Source organism: Dyadobacter sp. CY351 (genome assembly GCF_021502625.1).
GTDB lineage: Bacteria > Bacteroidota > Bacteroidia > Cytophagales > Spirosomataceae > Dyadobacter > Dyadobacter chenhuakuii.
Genome location: NZ_JAKFFU010000009.1, coordinates 47,875 through 64,631, shown reverse-complemented (window position 1 = coordinate 64,631; position 16,757 = coordinate 47,875). Strand labels below are relative to the sequence as shown.

Sequence of the window (16,757 nt, the reverse complement as noted above, 5' to 3'; positions counted from 1 at the left end):
ATTTGAATTCAGGAATATGTCAAATAAAAAAGAAATCAGGATCGCGCTGATCGGAACCGGACTAATGGGCCGCACGCATTCCAATGGATATAAAAGAATCGGCGACTTTTTCCCAGAGCTGGAATATCGCCCTGTTTTAAAGGCAGTTTGCTCGCGTAACGAAGAAAAAGTGCGTGCATTTGCTGAGCAGTGGGGTTACGAATCCATCGAAACGGATTGGAGAAAAATCATCGAGCGCGATGACATTGACGCAATCGACATTTGCACACCCAATGACACGCATGCCGAAATCGCGATTGCGGCTGCTGCGGCGGGCAAAATGATCCTTTGCGAAAAACCATTGGCAAGAACATTGGAGGAAGCCAAAACCATGGTGGATGCCATTGAAAAAGCGGGTGTTAAAAACACAGTTTGGTATAATTATCGCCGCGTTCCTGCCGTAACATTAGCAAAGCAAATCGTCGATTCAGGCAAACTAGGCCGTATTTTCCATTATCGTGCCAATTTTCTGCAAGACTGGACCATCAATCCTGATGTTCCCCAAGGAGGCGCTGCAACATGGCGACTGGATGTGGACGCAGCCGGCTCCGGCGTAACGGGTGACCTGCTCGCACATTGCATTGACACAGCGATGTGGATCAACGGCGGCATCAAGGACGTTTCGGCTGTTACCGAGACATTTATCAAAGAACGCGTGCATTCAGCCAGCGGCGAAGTGAAAAAAGTGGGCATAGATGACGCCTGTATTTTCCACTGTCACTTTGATAACGGTTCGTTAGGCCTTTTCGAATCAACGCGTTACGCACGCGGCCACAAGGCACTTTATACATTTGAAATCAACGGTGAGCATGCATCCATTCGTTGGGATTTGCACGATTTGAACCGTCTGGAATTCTTCGATCACAGTGACGAATCCATCGTCCGCGGTTGGAGATCCATTTTGGTAACAGACAGCGACCAGCCTTACATGAAGCGCTGGTGGATTCCGGGTACGAGCATTGGTTACGAACATTCATTCATCCACCAAGCCGCCGACTTTTTCGAAAGCCTGCAAACCGATGAGCCGTGCCGTCCAACATTCAAGGATGCTTACGAAACCCAGAAAGTTTGCGAAGCAGTTTTGGATTCGGCCGCATCAAAAAGCTGGAAAGACACCAATGTGACTTGGGAAGGCTAATTAAAATCAGATTTCATTCTGTCCTATCCCATTTTATTTCTCATTTTATCATAAAGCCCGGGGTTGAAACCCCGGGCAATGTTTTGTTTTTGAGGGTCTTGCATCCGGTATATGTTCTTGACTTCTTCATTCATCATCAAAACAACATTCCAAAAAACAAAATATTGCCCCCGGTTTCAACCGGGGGATTAAAAAAGAATGATGGGAACAATCCTCAAAGTCTCAAATCTCTCAAAAGCATTTTCCGGTGTAAAAGCATTGGATAATATTCATTTTGAGCTGAAAAGGGGAGAAGTGCATGCTTTGATGGGTGAGAATGGAGCTGGGAAATCTACTTTTATGAAAATCCTGATCGGCTTGCTGGCACCGGATTCAGGGGAAATTGTTTTTGAAGAACAAAATTTAAAGAATAGCAAAGTCAGCGCCACATTGAAAAAGGGCATTTCAATGATCCATCAGGAAATCCTGATCATTCCCGAACTGACTGTTGCACAAAATATTTTTTTAGGGAGAGAAAAAGAAATATTAGCAAGAAAAGGCTGGACATCCGGCTGGTTGAATGACACTTCCATTGACAGAAAAGCGGCGACCTTACTGGATGAAATGGGCGTCAACATTAATCCTAAATCCAAAATAAAGCATTTAAGTGTTGCTCAAATGCAGATGGTCGAGATCGCAAAAGCGATTTCAAATAATGCAAAAGTGATCATTATGGACGAGCCGACCTCGGCCATTTCTGATAAGGAAGTTGATACACTTTTCAAGATCATTAAAGACCTGAAAGCAAAGGGAGTCGCCATTATTTACATCTCACACAAGTTGGACGAGATCTTCCAGATTTCGGACACCATAACCGTCTTGCGAGACGGAAAATACATTGCCACTAAAAACGCTTCCGAGTTGGATAAGCAATCGCTTATTTCGATGATGGTCGGGAGGGAAATCAAGCATATGTTTCCGGAGTCCAATCATGCAAAAGGTGATCTGGCGATTTCAGTGAAGGGTTTGAGCAAAAAGGATCAGTTTACAGATATCAATTTTGAAGTTCATGCAGGAGAAATATTGGGGTTTGCAGGACTAATGGGCGCCGGGCGAACCGAAATTGCACGGGTGATTTTTGGTTTGGATAAACTGGATGGCGGCGAAATTATCATTAAGAACAAATCAGTCGTCAATAAAACCCCGCGGCAGGCCATTGAAAACGGCATTGGCTATGTAAGCGAAGATCGCAAGGGCCTGGGTTTTATTCCGGGCATGTCGGTGAAAGACAACACCACATTAGCCAGCATGAACCGGCATCGAAATGGGATTTTCATCAATACAAACAGCGAGAAAGCATCCACCGAACAAATGATCGCTGATCTGCGCATTAAAACCGCTGATATGAACCAGAAAGTCACTTACCTGAGCGGCGGCAATCAGCAAAAAGTCGTCATAGGAAAAGTGTTACTGGCTTCTCCCGAGATCATTATTCTAGACGAACCGACTCGCGGCGTGGACGTAGGGGCGAAATTTGAAATATACAAACTCATCCGAAATCTCGCCGACAAAGGAATTGCCATTATCATGATCTCCTCCGAATTGCCTGAGATCCTGGGAATGAGTGACCGGATTCTGGTTTTATCAAAAGGCAAACAAACGGCCATTCTTTCAAGGGAAGAGGCGACACAGGAATTAATTATGAAATACGCGGTTGCATAGGCTTTTGATTACTGACAAACATTAAAAACAGCGATGGCCGAAAGCCGATTCCCGAAGTAAACATGAACATTCTCCCAACCCGCCTTAATAAATTCAGTCAATACGGCATTTTCCTGGCCTTTACATTGATATGCCTCGCACTGGCATTCAGCACACCAAGATTTTTTACGGTTTCCAATCTTATGATCATCGGAACGCAGGTTTCTATCAACGCATTGCTTGCTTTCGGCGTCACATTCGTCATCATTACCGGCGGCATCGACCTTTCGCTCGGCTCTATGGTCGCCGTTGCGGGCGTTACCGCAGCCATGTTCGCGCATCCGGACACTTATCCTTTGCTTGTGCCTTTGCTGGCGGGCTTAGGCGCAGGTCTCTTTTTCGGGGCATTTAATGGTTTTGTCATTACAAAAAGCAAAGTGCCGCCCTTCATCGTGACCCTCGGCACCATGACCATAGGCCGTGGTTTAGCATTGATTTTAAGTAAAGGAAGGCCGATATCCAATTTATCCGATTCCTTCAACTTCATAGGCGGCGGTAATCTTTTCGGCATTCCGTTCCCGATCATTATCCTGATCATCGCCTTCATCATCTGCTCCATTATTTTAAATAAAACCGTCCTCGGTCGCTACATGTACGCAGTAGGCGGGAATGAGCCAGCAGCGCGGGCATCGGGCATCGACGTCACCAATGTCAAAATGTGGGTATATACGCTTTGCGGCCTGCTTTCTGCTGTGGGCGGCATCTTACTCACTTCCCGGATCACAACCGGCCAGCCAAATGCCGGAGCAGGTTTTGAACTTGACGCTATCGCCGCAGCCATCATTGGCGGCACGAGCACATCCGGCGGCACCGGCACCATGACGGGCACATTAATCGGCGCATTGCTGATCGGTGTGATTAGTAATAGTCTGGATTTGTTGAATGTGACGTCTTATTACCAGCAGGTTGTGATGGGAATTATCATCATAGGCGCTGTGGTGCTGGATAGCATGGGTAAGAAGGATCGCTAGCAAGAAGCGCACTGTTTAGTCAAATCCGAGTATTTACAGTTAAATCGAAGGTTTAGTTTGAATTAAAATACAATGATCAAATCTACAAAATACGTCCTGCTGGCAGCTTTAGCACTTACCATTGCCAGCTGCAACCAATCCGGAAAAAGTGAAGACGGCGAAAGCGGTTCCGACAAAAAGCTTGTCGTCGGCGCAACCATGCTAAGCATGCAAAACGAATTCATCGTCAATGTAAGCGACGAAATGGAAGCCAAGGCCAAAGAGCTGGGCGTTGAACTCATTACCGTAGACGCCGAACGCTCCGCATTGAAGCAAGTAGAACAAGTTGAAAGTTTTATAGCCCAGGGCGTAGACGCGATCATTATGAACCCTTGCGAAGTGGAAGCCAGTTCACCGGCTGTAAAGCTTGCTATGGATGCAAACATTCCCATTATCAATGTCAACTCTGAAACATCTGCAAAACCAACTGCGTTTGTGGGCTCGGATGACACGGAATCTGCAAGGATAGCCATGAAATATCTGGCAGAAAAACTGGGTGGCCAAGGAAATGTGCTGATTATGCATGGCTTCATGGGTCAGGCCGCACAAATCAAACGCGACAATGGCGCGAAAGAAATATTGAAAGCCAATCCAGGCATGAAGCTTCTTGCCGAACAAACCGGCGAATGGGACCGCGCAAAAGCAATGTCATTAATGGAAAACTGGATACAATCCTACGGCTCAAAAATCAACGCCGTCTTCGCTCATAACGACGAAATGGGGATGGGAGCTGTTAAAGCCCTTGAAGCTGCTGGATCGAAAGATAAAGTAATCGTCATAAGTGTAGACGCAATTCCGGATGCTTTGCAGTCTGTTAAAAAGGGAGCTTTGAATGCTACAATCTTCCAGAATGCTCAGCAACAAGGCAGTAAAGCCATTGAAATAGCTGTGAAAGCTGCTAAGAAGGAACAGTTTGAAAGGGAGGTTTTGATTCCGTTTCAGTTGGTGACGAAGGAGAATGTTGGGGAGTATTTGAAGTGATAAACAAAATTAAATGAGCATTCTGGATTTTGATGATAATGGTTATCTGGTCCCTTACGATATCATTGAGGTGGATTGGACACATTTAGAAGAGTTCTTCGTTTTTAGTATGAAAAGGGCAGACATCTTCATCGAGTTCAAAAAGCTTGTTGCGGAAATTAGTGCAATTGGAGTCAGGCACCTTGAAGTTTGGATAGATGGATCGTTTGCAAGCACAAAAACGAATCCGAACGATATGGATCTGATCTGTTTTTTAGAGGGTGCAGATTATCAGCGACATGAAGTTAATCTGGCGGTGCTTAGACAAAATTTCCCACTGCTGGACGTTTACTTTGTAAAGGTTTACCCGCACGATGATCCAAATTACTTTTTAACTAACTTTGATAAACTGGACTGGCAATTCTTCTTTTCAAGAGACCGCCAAAACAGAAAGAAAGGAATACTGAAAATCAGCATTGAACTATGAAACAATACGATCAGCTTCAAAGCGAAATTCAAATCACACTGGAAAAAATCGCTCGCGCAAACGCATCGATAGCAAGACACAATGCACAGGACAATCCTGATGAGCTGGCTGTCAATCAGTTTTCTGATTTTAAGAGGCAATTAACCGAGCATTTGCTTGAACTTTTAGCCGAAATGGACATTAGGGTAAGTTTGGCAGCTTAAATAGGTCTGCTTGAAGTAAACAATGCCGAAAAAAATCTTTATAGTAGCGTCAGAGAACTCTGGCGCTTTTTTTATTCCTAAACCAACCATTCAATCAATGAATAACTTCAATATCAATCGCCGACATTTTTTGCATGGTGCTACAGCGGCGCTGGCGCTTTCTACATTTGGGGCGAGGGGAATGGATCTTATTAATCCTGCCAAAACGCTTCGGGTGGGGCTTATTGGGACAGGATGGTATGGAAAAAGTGATTTATTCCGGTTGATTCAGGTGGCTCCGGTGGAGGTGCTGGCGCTTTGTGATGTGGATAAAAATCAGTTGAATGAAGCGGGGAAACTCGTGAGTCAGCGGCAGAAATCGGGGAAGACGCCGAAGCTTTATGCCGATTACCAGAAAATGCTGGCTGAGAATGAAATGGACATTGTCCTCATCGGCACGCCGGATCATTGGCATGCGTTGCAGATGATCGATGCTGTGAAAGCAGGCGCGCACGTGTATGTGCAGAAGCCGATTAGTGTAGATGTGATGGAGGGGGAGGCGATGGTGGCTGCGGCAAGAAAGTATAAAAAAGTGGTTCAGGTGGGGACACAGCGGAAAAGCACGCCGCATTTGATCGACGCGAAAAAGAACATTGTTGACGCTGGGCTGCTGGGTAAAATCTCACACGTTGAGATGTGCTGTTATTTCCATATGCGGAATAATGGCAATCCGCCGGTGGAGGCTGTGCCTGATTTTCTGGATTATGAGAAATGGACGGGCCCGGCTCCGCTGAGGCCTTATGATGGCCTGCCGCACGTGCGCTGGTGGAGGACATTTATGGAATATGGAAATGGCATTACGGGAGATATGTGCGTGCATATGTTTGACACGGTGCGCTGGATGCTCAAACTAGGTTGGCCTAAAAAAATCAGCTCGACGGGCGGCATTTATGTCCAAAAAGAAGGGAAATCCAATATTTCAGATACGCAATCGGCGATTTTTGAATATGATGAGCTGAATTGCGTATGGCAGCACCGCACCTGGGGAACGCCTAATAATCCCGATTATCCGTGGTCATTCACTTTATATGGCGAAAAAGGAACATTATGGGCAAGTACAATGGCCTATGATTTCATTCCCAACGGCAAAGGTGAGAAAATTCATAAAGATGTGGTTTTTGAAAAAGAGAAATACCCGGAAGATGTGACGGAAAAGGCCATTGAGCTTAATGCAGCACCCGCTACAAGGCTCCATATGCTCGACTTTTTGAGTGCGATCGACAACAGCAGTAAGCCCGTTGCCGACATTGAAGAGGGACATATTTCAACTGCCAGCTGCATTCTCGCAAATCTTTCCATGAAAACCGGGCGACCCATTGTTTATGATCCGGTAAAACGCGAAATTGTAGGGGATAGGGAAGCGAATGCGCTTTTGGCCCGCCCGTATCGGGATCCGTACAAGCATCCGGATTATAAGAAAGTTTAGCCCTGCAATAAAAGTTTGTGGTCCCTATAAATTCCCAGTGCATCGCGTCCGGCTCAACCCGGGCGCTTTTTTGTTTTACAACCATTTTTAATGCGTGCGAGTCTTACGTTTAGTAGGGAGGTTGTGCAAACGTTTGCATCGCTTTCTGTGCACTCCTAAGGCACTTTTTTTAGTATGAAAAAATGATTTTTTTAAACTTATATACCAAAAGAATTTGTTTATAGTTTATATGATATTGTTATCCGAACAATTAAACTTTTGCCCTCGGAGACTGTCAGATTAATACAATAACTAAACGTTCAAACAAACATGAAAACCATAGTGAAGTTGATGAAGTCCACCGCTGCGGTGGTCGTTGCGGGGCTCTTAATGATGGGATGCAGCCAGGCGCTGCAGACAAGTTACGATTACGATTCGTCTGTTAATTTAAAACAATTTAAAACCTTTAAAGTGGAGGCCGAACACAACATGGAAACGGACCCGCTTTTGGGAAGTGAATTGAACAGAAGAAGGCTTGGAGATGCGGTTGTGGAAGTGATGGAGGCCAAAGGATATAAAATGGACACCAAAAATCCCGACATCATTGTAAGGTTTATGACGGACGTAAAAGACCGTCAGCAAGTGCGTTCCAATAACATGTATTCACCTTATATGTGGTGGTACGGAGGCGGAAACAACATTTCGACCTACAACTATCAGGAAAGCCGTTTTATCCTGAACATTTATCAGAAAAACAGCGACCGTATGGTTTGGCAAGGCTGGGCATCCGGAAAAGTGAAAGCCCCTACCAAAAAAGAAGACCGAGAAACAATGGTAAAAAACACCATGACGGACATTCTGAGGACTTTCCCGCAGGCTACGTCAGATACGTATAGCAGGAATTAATAATCATTCTTGGGTGTGAAAACGAAAAGAGCAGCGATCGCTGCTCTTTTCGTTTTATGCCGGTGTAAGTTTTGGTTCGGAGATCAGGACGTCGAGCGGAAATCCTAGGCCTTTGTGCAGATTACGAATCATTTCAATTGACAAGCCTCGTTTGCGATTCAGCACCCGGGATACATTGCCCTTATTCCCCATATAAGGCACAAGATCAGTTGCTTTCAAACCCATTTCCTCCATTCGGATTTTTATATATTCAATGGGATCCGGCTCCTCAATGGGAAAATTTTCCTGCTCATATTTGTTGACCAACAGCACCAGCAGATCCAATTCCTTCGCTTCCTTACTGGCTTGGGGAGCATCAAAGAGTTCATCAATGCGTGCGATTGCATTGTTGTATTCTTTCTCCGTTTCAATCAATTTTAATTCCATGTGCTTCATATCGTTCCCGCGTTTATCTTGTCGTAATCAGCATGTGTGCCGATCCATTTGATCATAATCCGTTGATGCTCGAAGTTGATCCTGGCGATCAGGCGGTAATGATTGCCTTTAATATTAAATATCAATCTGTTGTCTGCTATTAGGTCAACGCTTCTGAAATCATTTTTAACTGCATTGAAGTCTTTCCAATCCGCTTTTCTGACCGTCTTGAACCATGATGTCAAATAAGTTTTGGAATCGGAGTGCGTGGTATAGAATTCTCTTAATATCTTGAAACTGATAACATTCATCTTGTGTGTATCGTTGAAACACAAATATAGGATCAAAAGTTGTCATAGTGGCAACTCTTGATCCTATATTTATTCATTTTAGGTTTTTACAAAGCCTCCCCATTCCGAAACTCTTCCGAGGCCTTCTTCACAATCGGATCGCCTGCATGGAGGTCACCAAACACTTCTACCAGAGAATCCACGACGGTTCCGCGCTTCACAGGAACCCATTCTGCTTTTTTGTCTTTTTCGCGGATGACGAAGACTTGTTCGCTGGAATAGACTACGGCGGAGGTCGGGACAAATAGGGTGTTGGTGGTGCGGGCTGAATTGAGTGAAACCTGGGCGTACATGCCGGCTTTGAGTTCGTTGGAGCGGTTATCGACGTCAAATTCGGTCATCATGGAGCGGTTTTCTTCGGATAATGTTCGCGAACTTCTGGCGTAAATGCCTTTGTATTGCTTTTCAGGGCTTGCTGAAACGGTGAAGGCGATCTCGCCTTTGGAAGGGATTGCATTCGACAGGTTTTCAGGGATCGCCAGGGTTAAGCGCAATTTTGTGTTGTCTTCCAGGATGAATAACGGTTTTGCGCCGCTTTCGCCTGGTCCTACCAATGCACCCGGGCTGATGTTCCGCTCTGTAATGATGCCGTCGAAGGGCGCTGTAACGGTCAGATATTTAGCTAGTTGTGATTTTGTTTCCATATAAGAGCGCGCGGCTTGCACATTTCCCTGGGCCATAGCCACTGCCGAGCTGTCGGTGATGGAGCGTGCTTTGGCAACATCCAGTTCGTTGAGTGAAACGGCGCCCTGGGTTTTGTTGGTGCGCAAAAGGCGGTTATAGGTCATGGAACTGGTCTGGAATTTGGTCTGACTTTCGTGTAACGCCGCTTCGGAAGCGAGCAGCTGCGCTTTGGCCTGGCTTAGTTCCGACAACACTTCCGGCGCTTCGAGCGTTGCCAGGATCTGCCCTTTAAGCACCATTGTTCCGCGATCCACATGAACCGTTTTTACAAAACCCTTTACTTTCGGATGAATGCTGACCTTGTTCCAGGGCTTCAATTCGCCGGGTAATGTCAGGTGTTTAGCGGGTTTCAGGCTTTGCACGGCGGCCATTTCCACCGCAGGTTCCTTCTCTGCTTTTTGCTCTTTATGCTCCGTCGTTTCGGCCTCCGAACTGCACGACATAATGCTAAAAGACAGCATTCCAATAATTAAAAACGATTTCAAGGTGTTCATAGAAAGGGAAGTTTGAAGTTGTTTGCGGAAAAAATTGCTTTCCGGATCTTCCGGATCGAGTGATAATGATTGAATGGATGCTTTTTTCTGGACCATTGTGAAAACGGCCGGAAGAATGAGCAGCGATGCCAATGTAGATGCGATAAGTCCTCCGATTACAGCTTGTCCGAGCGGTGCGATCTGGTCGCCGCCTTCGCCCATGCCGGAGGCCATCGGGATCATTCCGGCGATCATCGCGATGCTGGTCATCAGAATGGGCCGTATCCTGCTTCCGGCAGCTAAAATCACTGCCTTATGCGAGTCATTGAGCTGCAAACGCAGGTTTTCGGCATTGGTCACCATTAAAATTGCATTCGCCACGGAGACGCCGACAGACATAATCAAGCCCATATAAGATTGGAGATTCAATGTGGCGCCGGTGATGAGCAGCAGCCCAATGGACCCAACAACTACCGCAGGGATCGTTGAAAGCACGACTAATGATAATTTGAAGGATTGGTAAGTTGCCGAAAGCAACAGGAACATGATCACAATCGCGATGACAAGGCCCACTTGCAAGCTGCCTAATGTCTCGGTGAGCAGGTTAGATTGTCCTTTTAGTTCAACCAAAACACCACGCGGAGGCTCTCCCGCATTCTTAATGGCCGTTTGCACTGCTTTTGTGGCCGCGCCCAAATCTTTTTTGTGAATGTTCGCTGTGACCGTTACCAGACGGTTCGGGCCGGCGCGGTCGTATTCGCCGGGGGCTGTTTTTTCTGAAAAAGTGGCAACGTCTGCTAATAGGGGGTTGCTGACGCCGGTTTTCAAAGGGATTGTTCCAATGTCTTCAACAGAGGTCATCTGATATTCAGGGATTTGAACCTGGACTTGATAAGCCAATCCCTTTGCATCGTCCAGCCACAGATTTTTGTCTGTAAAACGGCTGGATGAGGTGGCTGCAACCATGGATCTGGCGACCTGGGTGGAGGTTATGCCCAGCTGACCCGCTCTTTCACGGTTGATTTCCACATTCAGCACCGGATATTCGAGTGGCTGAGCAATTTCAACGTCCCTCAGGAATGCAATGTGTTGCATTTCCTTTTGAATTTTCTTGGCAAATCTTCCTGCTTCTTCAACGTCCTTCGCAGCAACGCTAACCTCAATCGGCGTCGAGGCTCCCTGGCTCATGATCTTGTCGACAAGCTCAATGGGTTCGAATGAAATTTTCAATGCAGGGATTTCTTTTCCAATGCGTTCACGCAGTTTTTCCTTCAATGCATCCATTTTAACAGGAAAATCTTCCCGCAGCGATACCTGCAAAACGGCCTCGTGCGGCCCGCTGTTGAACACAAAAATGTTGGAAGTTCCATAGCTGGAAGGGACCGTGCCGACATATGCCGAGGAAATCTCCACATGCTCTTTGCCCACTTCCGATTTGATTAAATTCAAAACCTTCAATGTCGCCTGCTCGGTGCGCTCCACGCGCGTTCCGTCTGCAATGCGCAGGCGCATCTGGAATTGATGGCTGTTTGCTTTTGGTAAGATATCCGTCCCGATCAGGAAAAATCCGCCGACGATCAATGCCACTGCTCCGATCAGATAAACGGGAACCACCAGCTTTCCTTTGCGCATGATGCCGCTGAGGAAATCAATGTATTTCAATTTAAATTTTTCAAAACCTTTTGGCGGCAACGATGGATGCGCACCTTCTTCGATCACATCGTCAATTTCTTTTTGATCAAGAGCCAATGTAGGCGCTTCATGATGCGGGTGATCTTTCAAAAGCCAGTTGGCCAAGACCGGAACCAATGTTTGGGATAACAAAAATGAAGCGATCATCGCAAAACCAACTGCGAGCGAAAGCGGCAAAAACATGGATCTCGGAATGCCGCTCATGACAAACGACGGAGCAAAAACGGCCAGAATAGCTAACAGAATGAGGAATTCAGGAAAAGCAATCTCCTTACAAGCATCCCAAATCGCCTGTTCCTTGGGCTTACCCATTTCCTGGTGCTGGTGAATGTTCTCAATCGTCACCGTTGCCTGATCCACCAAGACGCCGATCGCCAATGCTAACCCGCTCAATGTCATAATGTTGATTGTTTGACCAAACAGATTCATCAAAATCACAGCGGACAAAATCGAGATGGGGATCGTGACAATTACGATGATCACACTCCGCCAGTCCCTCAGGAATAAAAGCACCATCAGACCCGTCAGTAAGGCACCTAAAATCCCTTCGGTAATCAAGCTTTTCAAAGAATTGGTCACATAAACGGATTGGTCAAATTCATAGGAAATCTTCACGTCCTCGGGAACCGCATTGCGTAATTGCGGCAAAGCGGCGCGAATGTTGTTCACCACATCCAATGTTGAAGCATCCGATTTTTTTACAACCGGGATATAGACCGCACGGCGGCCATTGATCAATGCATAACTTACCGTCACATCGGCGCCATCTTCTACGGTTCCTACGTCGCGCACGAAAACGGTCGGTCCGGCGCCGATGCGGATGGGAATGTTCAGGAAGTCCTCGGGTTGCTTAATGAGCGAGTTGACCGGCGTCATCAATGTTTTGTCGCCCATGCGGATGTTACCCGCAGGAGAAGGTTGGTTATTAGTGACAATGGATTTAATAATCTCTTCCGGCGTTAAATGATAACTCCGAATGCGCTCAGGATCAACGCGGATTACGATCGTGCGCTGGTTTCCGCCAAATGGCGGCGGGCTGGAAACGCCTTCAATGCGGCTGAACATGGGCCGCACCCGGGACGAGGCAAAATCCTGTATTTCGTTCAATGAGCGGGATGAGCTTTCGAAAACCATTTGTCCGATGGGGACAGAACTGGCGTCAAAACGCACGACTTGCGGGGGAACGGTTCCTTCGGGCATGTATGCTTTTGCCCGCGAAACATTGTTGGCAACTTCCGCCGCCGCCTGCGCCATATCCGTGCCCGGATAGAATGATAATTTGATCAGAGAAAGCCCCTGAATCGTTTTCACATCCACATCCCGGATGCCGGAAACGTACAGAAAGTGATCCTGGTAACGCGTAGCGATAAAGCCGTCCATCTGGTCGGGCGCCATGCCGCCGTAAGGCTGCACCACGTAAATGGTGGGCAAATCCAGGTTTGGAAAAATATCGACGGGAATGCTGCGGATGGAGAGAATGGAGAAAAACAAAATTCCGATCACCACCACCACAATGGATATAGGCTGCCGCAATGCGGTTCGAATGAGTTGATACATAGTGAATTATTGATTTATTGGGCGATCTGATTAAGGAAAATGGACAGGTCTCCGGCGGCGGCGGCCTGCATCAGCAGCGCCCGCCAGGCGTTTCCATTCGTGACGAATTTGTCCACTTCGGCGCGGTTAAGCGCATTTACACTTTGCGCCAATGTAAATAAGTCGGTTAGGCCGCTTTCGTAGCGTGCTTGTGCCTGATTAAAAGCGCCTTGCGCTGCATTTAGCTGGACGGGTGTGAGACGCGCCTGATCCAAAGCGAGCCGGAACTGCATTTCCGCATCGCGCGATTGCCGGTCGAGTTGCAGTTTCTGGGTTTGATAAAGTTCTTTAAAACGCTCAACCTGAAACTGTTCGTTTTTGTAATCGTTACGCACCCGCAAAATGTTGGTGAGGTTCCAGCGCGTGGAAACGCCAAACAGATAATTGTAAACCTGGTAATTTACCCCGCTTCCAAAATCCGTTTTGAAAGAATCATCCTTGTTGGAAACACCCGAACCACGAGCCCAACCCGATCCTAAAATCGAGATTGATGGAAGGAATGATTTGCGGACGGCGTTGCTCCTGGCAAGGGAAGCATCGATCTGGCTTTGAGAAAAACGCAGAGCGGGGTTTTTGAGAAAGTCTGTTTCGGAATTGGCGGCGGGTAATTGGGAGTAAAAGGCCATGCTATCGACCTGAATGCTGTCGCGCAGCTGGCCTGTGAGTTCCGCCAGTCGAAGTGCTTGCGCTTTTTTAGAACGCTGACTTTCTAATAACAATAATTGAGCTTTGGCAAATTCGGCGCTGGCCAGCGAGCTGTCTACGCCGGGACGCATGCCCGAGCCGACCGCAGCATCCGTAACCTGCTTGAAAACCAATGCTCTTTCGAGATTTTGCTGCTGCGCTTCCACCAGTTTCTGGTTAATGAGCAGCACCAGATAAGCGTCCACGATCCGGACCTGATGCTGAAAAATCTCATTTTCATAATCGGCCTGGCTGCGTGATAACTCCGCTTTGGCGGTTTTTACATTGGCCTTAACCTTTCCAAAATTAAAAACACGCCAGTCTATAAGTGCGCTGGTGAAACTGCCGAATGTGCCCGTATAAATGTTTTCCGGACGAATGCCGCCCGAAGGAGAAATGACGCTCCCTTCATTGCCCCAGAATGAGCCTGCAACACTGTTATTGGTCGAAAATGTATACTGGTCCTGAACGACAAAAGTGGGGAGATAATCCGTTTTGACAGATTTAATCCGCATTTCTGCACCGCGCACTTCGGCCTGTTTGGATTTCAGGAAAGGATAGTTTTGAGTGCCTTCCTGCAATATTTCCTGTAAATTCACTTGCTGTGCATGGCATATGGCGCTTGACATCAGTAAGGCGAGCAGGAAAACCAGGCCGGGTGTTTTCCGCTTTTCTTGAAAAAGCCTTTTTGAACTAGGAATGAACATGATATAACGGGTTAATCCAACAATATTTTGGGACGAAACTAGGAGCCAATTCTGGAAACATTTGGGAGAAATGGCTGTTTTAAGCCATTTGAGGACAAAATATTATCTCCTAAATTTTTCCAGAATCGCATTTTACCTTTGTCCGTTATCTTACAGCCGATCCATGAAAGTATTAGTAGTAGAAGATGAAAAGGGCCTGGCGGAAAGCATTGTTGAATACTTGACGCGCGAAGGATTTATTTGTGAAGTGGCCAATACATTCTGGCAAGCCGATGAGAAAATCAGTTTGTACCAATATGATTGCACGATTGTAGACCTGACATTGCCCGACGGCGACGGCTTTGACATTGTGCAAACACTAAAAAAGATAGCAGCAGCCACCGGCATTATCATTATATCGGCTCGTAACACGCTGGAAGACAAGATCAAAGGGCTGGAAATCGGCTCGGACGATTACATGACCAAGCCATTCCACCTTTCTGAATTGAATGCTAGGGTTAAATCGCTGATCAGGAGGCGGAGTTTTGGCGGGAACAATGATATGATCTGGAAAGAAATCCGCGTGCAGCTACAATCCAGAAAGGTTTTTATTGGGGAAAAGGAGGCGATTTTGTCTAAAAAAGAATACGACCTTTTGCTGTATTTTTTGGCTAATACGGACGTGGCCCTGACCAAAGAATCCATCGCAGAACATCTCTGGGGTGATCATATGGATTCCTATGATTCGCTGGATATGGTTTATTCGCACATCAAAAACCTCCGGAAAAAGATTTTGGAAAGGGGAGGGAAGGACTACATTCAGTCCATTTACGGCATCGGTTATAAATTCACAGCACCTTGAAATTACTTCAGAAAACAAGTAGAATTTACCTTTTCGCATCGCTGGCTATCTACATTGCGGTGGGCATCGCGTTTTTCTGGAGTATCAAATATATGATTTACGACGAGGTGGAAAATCGGCTCAAAGTTGAGAAACGCGATTTTGAGGCTTATGTGGAGGAGCACGACGAGTGGTTGGAGGATGCGTATTTTGTAGAAAATAAAATCGAAGTCAGCCCCACGCGCGGCAGCATTTCTGACGAGGTGATTTTTAAAGACACATTGATTCTGAACCGATATGAAGGAACCCTTGATCCGTTTAGGCAGCTGACTTTCTACGCCTCCATAGACGGTGAGCCGCACCGGGTTGTGATCAGGAAGTCGATGATCCAGTCTTACAAGCTTATTGAGGCTATTTCGGCGATTATGATTGCTTTTCTGGGCGTGCTGATGGTAGGAATGTTCTTTTTCCAGCGACGGCTTTCGGGAAAAATCTGGCAACCGTTTTACGAATCGCTGGCCAACATTAAGGATTTTGATTGGACCAAAAGTAAAAAGTTGGAGCTTCCGAAAAGTGAAATTACGGAGTTCAATGAGCTGGAAGATGTGATGGTAAAAATGGCCTCCAAAATGCAGCACGATTACAAGAGCCTCAAAGAATTTACCGAGAATGCGTCCCACGAGATGCAAACGCCGCTCGCGCTTATTAATGCACGCGTGGAGCAGTTTATCCAAACGGGTGATCTGGACAAAGATCATACTTACTGGATTGAAGAGATTTATCACGCTTCCCGCAGAATTTCCCGGATTAATCAAGGCTTGCTATTATTAGCAAAGATTGAAAATCAGCAGTTTACAGAGCAGGAAAACACCAATCTGACCGATTTGCTAAAAGCGAAACTCGGCGATTTTGAAGACATCATTTCACATAAACAACTCCGCGTGGATATTGATGCTGAGGGAGAATTTATCACATTAATGTCTCCCGCATTGGCAGAAATCATGATCGTTAACCTGATCAACAATGCTATCCGCCATAATTACGTGAACGGAACATTAGAGATCAGATCCGGAAACCATCATTTGCAGGTAAGCAACACCGGTAATGCATTAAAAACTGACCCTGAAAGCTTGTTTGACCGCTTCAAAAAGGAATCCTCCGGCAGCGAATCGGTGGGATTGGGCTTGGCAATCGTGAAGCAGATTTGTGATAATTATAATTTAAAAGTCACCTATCAAAATCAAGAATCAATCCACAAAATCCGCATAGAATCCCAATAAAGAAATCCCGGATGGATAGCATATCGGCAGCAAAAGAAATGGCGGTCAGCAAATCCCGAATGGATAACATATCGGCAAAAAAAATAGCCGTCAGCGAATCCAGAGGGATAAAATATTGGTAGCAAAAAAA

At 46.3% G+C, this 16,757-nt stretch carries 14 protein-coding genes; 10 read left to right on the top strand and 4 right to left on the bottom strand.

Going from position 1 to position 16,757, the window contains the following annotated elements; translation table 11 throughout:
* Positions 1-16 precede the first annotated feature (16 nt).
* The 8 genes from L0660_RS17355 to L0660_RS17320 all read left to right on the top strand — a co-directional run bounded on the left by L0660_RS17355 (position 17) and on the right by L0660_RS17320 (position 7,927).
* Positions 17-1,177 carry a Gfo/Idh/MocA family protein gene (locus L0660_RS17355; protein ID WP_233797505.1) on the top strand — a complete coding sequence of 387 codons (1,161 nt, stop codon included), beginning with the start codon at positions 17-19 and terminating at the stop codon, positions 1,175-1,177.
* Between the two features lie 198 nt (positions 1,178-1,375).
* Positions 1,376-2,878: a sugar ABC transporter ATP-binding protein gene (locus tag L0660_RS17350; protein ID WP_235160525.1), complete on the top strand. Its 1,503-nt coding sequence runs from the start codon at positions 1,376-1,378 to the stop codon at positions 2,876-2,878.
* Positions 2,879-2,940: 62 nt separating this feature from the next.
* Positions 2,941-3,888, top strand: coding sequence for an ABC transporter permease (locus tag L0660_RS17345; RefSeq protein WP_235160524.1), 948 nt, complete (start codon positions 2,941-2,943; stop codon positions 3,886-3,888).
* A 72-nt stretch (positions 3,889-3,960) separates the two neighbouring features.
* Complete coding sequence (locus L0660_RS17340; protein WP_235160523.1) at positions 3,961-4,908, top strand: sugar ABC transporter substrate-binding protein; 948 nt, start codon at positions 3,961-3,963, stop codon at positions 4,906-4,908.
* A gap of 13 nt (positions 4,909-4,921) precedes the next feature.
* A complete protein-coding gene (locus L0660_RS17335; RefSeq protein ID WP_235160522.1) occupies positions 4,922-5,374 on the top strand; it encodes a DUF6932 family protein in 453 nt (150 codons plus the stop codon).
* Positions 5,371-5,577 (top strand): hypothetical protein, encoded by a 207-nt coding sequence (locus L0660_RS17330; RefSeq protein ID WP_235160521.1) that lies wholly within the window; start codon positions 5,371-5,373, stop codon positions 5,575-5,577. Before L0660_RS17335 ends, L0660_RS17330 begins: the two co-directional genes overlap by 4 nt.
* A 97-nt stretch (positions 5,578-5,674) precedes the next feature.
* The gene (locus tag L0660_RS17325) at positions 5,675-7,042 is read left to right on the top strand and encodes a Gfo/Idh/MocA family protein (RefSeq protein ID WP_233797499.1); all 1,368 of its coding nucleotides are present in this window, start codon (positions 5,675-5,677) and stop codon (positions 7,040-7,042) included.
* Between the two features lie 309 nt (positions 7,043-7,351).
* Entirely contained in the window at positions 7,352-7,927 is a 576-nt protein-coding gene (locus tag L0660_RS17320) for a DUF4136 domain-containing protein (RefSeq protein ID WP_235160520.1), read from the top strand.
* 54 nt (positions 7,928-7,981) lie between these two features.
* Here L0660_RS17320 and L0660_RS17315 read toward each other — a convergent pair whose 3' ends face one another.
* The 4 genes from L0660_RS17315 to L0660_RS17300 form a co-directional block, all read right to left on the bottom strand.
* On the bottom strand, positions 7,982-8,362 hold the full coding sequence (locus L0660_RS17315) for a transcriptional regulator (protein WP_310587953.1): 381 nt from the start codon (positions 8,360-8,362) through the stop codon (positions 7,982-7,984).
* On the bottom strand, positions 8,359-8,652 hold the full coding sequence (locus L0660_RS17310; RefSeq protein ID WP_235160519.1) for a type II toxin-antitoxin system HigB family toxin: 294 nt from the start codon (positions 8,650-8,652) through the stop codon (positions 8,359-8,361). The genes L0660_RS17315 and L0660_RS17310 overlap by 4 nt, the downstream gene beginning before the upstream one ends.
* 86 nt (positions 8,653-8,738) lie before the next feature.
* Positions 8,739-13,097, bottom strand: a complete 4,359-nt coding sequence (locus L0660_RS17305; RefSeq protein WP_235160518.1) for an efflux RND transporter permease subunit — start codon at positions 13,095-13,097, stop codon at positions 8,739-8,741.
* Positions 13,098-13,111: 14 nt separating this feature from the next.
* Positions 13,112-14,527 carry a TolC family protein gene (locus L0660_RS17300; RefSeq protein WP_235160517.1) on the bottom strand — a complete coding sequence of 472 codons (1,416 nt, stop codon included), beginning with the start codon at positions 14,525-14,527 and terminating at the stop codon, positions 13,112-13,114.
* A gap of 163 nt (positions 14,528-14,690) precedes the next feature.
* Between L0660_RS17300 and L0660_RS17295 the strand changes: the two genes are divergently transcribed.
* Positions 14,691-15,368 (top strand): response regulator transcription factor, encoded by a 678-nt coding sequence (locus L0660_RS17295; RefSeq protein ID WP_233797495.1) that lies wholly within the window; start codon positions 14,691-14,693, stop codon positions 15,366-15,368.
* Positions 15,365-16,627, top strand: a complete 1,263-nt coding sequence (locus L0660_RS17290) for a HAMP domain-containing sensor histidine kinase (RefSeq protein WP_235160516.1) — start codon at positions 15,365-15,367, stop codon at positions 16,625-16,627. The genes L0660_RS17295 and L0660_RS17290 overlap by 4 nt, the downstream gene beginning before the upstream one ends.
* Positions 16,628-16,757: the final 130 nt, after the last annotated feature.

What these genes read in the sequence shown, in the direction of transcription:
- L0660_RS17355 (WP_233797505.1), top strand. Translation starts at nt 17, where the DNA reads ATGTCAAATAAAAAAGAAATCAGGATCGCGCTGATCGGAACCGGACTA.
- L0660_RS17350 (WP_235160525.1), top strand. Translation starts at nt 1,376, where the DNA reads ATGATGGGAACAATCCTCAAAGTCTCAAATCTCTCAAAAGCATTTTCC.
- L0660_RS17345 (WP_235160524.1), top strand. Translation starts at nt 2,941, where the DNA reads ATGAACATTCTCCCAACCCGCCTTAATAAATTCAGTCAATACGGCATT.
- L0660_RS17340 (WP_235160523.1), top strand. Translation starts at nt 3,961, where the DNA reads ATGATCAAATCTACAAAATACGTCCTGCTGGCAGCTTTAGCACTTACC.
- L0660_RS17335 (WP_235160522.1), top strand. Translation starts at nt 4,922, where the DNA reads ATGAGCATTCTGGATTTTGATGATAATGGTTATCTGGTCCCTTACGAT.
- L0660_RS17330 (WP_235160521.1), top strand. Translation starts at nt 5,371, where the DNA reads ATGAAACAATACGATCAGCTTCAAAGCGAAATTCAAATCACACTGGAA.
- L0660_RS17325 (WP_233797499.1), top strand. Translation starts at nt 5,675, where the DNA reads ATGAATAACTTCAATATCAATCGCCGACATTTTTTGCATGGTGCTACA.
- L0660_RS17320 (WP_235160520.1), top strand. Translation starts at nt 7,352, where the DNA reads ATGAAAACCATAGTGAAGTTGATGAAGTCCACCGCTGCGGTGGTCGTT.
- L0660_RS17315 (WP_310587953.1), bottom strand. Translation starts at nt 8,362, where the DNA reads ATGAAGCACATGGAATTAAAATTGATTGAAACGGAGAAAGAATACAAC.
- L0660_RS17310 (WP_235160519.1), bottom strand. Translation starts at nt 8,652, where the DNA reads ATGAATGTTATCAGTTTCAAGATATTAAGAGAATTCTATACCACGCAC.
- L0660_RS17305 (WP_235160518.1), bottom strand. Translation starts at nt 13,097, where the DNA reads ATGTATCAACTCATTCGAACCGCATTGCGGCAGCCTATATCCATTGTG.
- L0660_RS17300 (WP_235160517.1), bottom strand. Translation starts at nt 14,527, where the DNA reads ATGTTCATTCCTAGTTCAAAAAGGCTTTTTCAAGAAAAGCGGAAAACA.
- L0660_RS17295 (WP_233797495.1), top strand. Translation starts at nt 14,691, where the DNA reads ATGAAAGTATTAGTAGTAGAAGATGAAAAGGGCCTGGCGGAAAGCATT.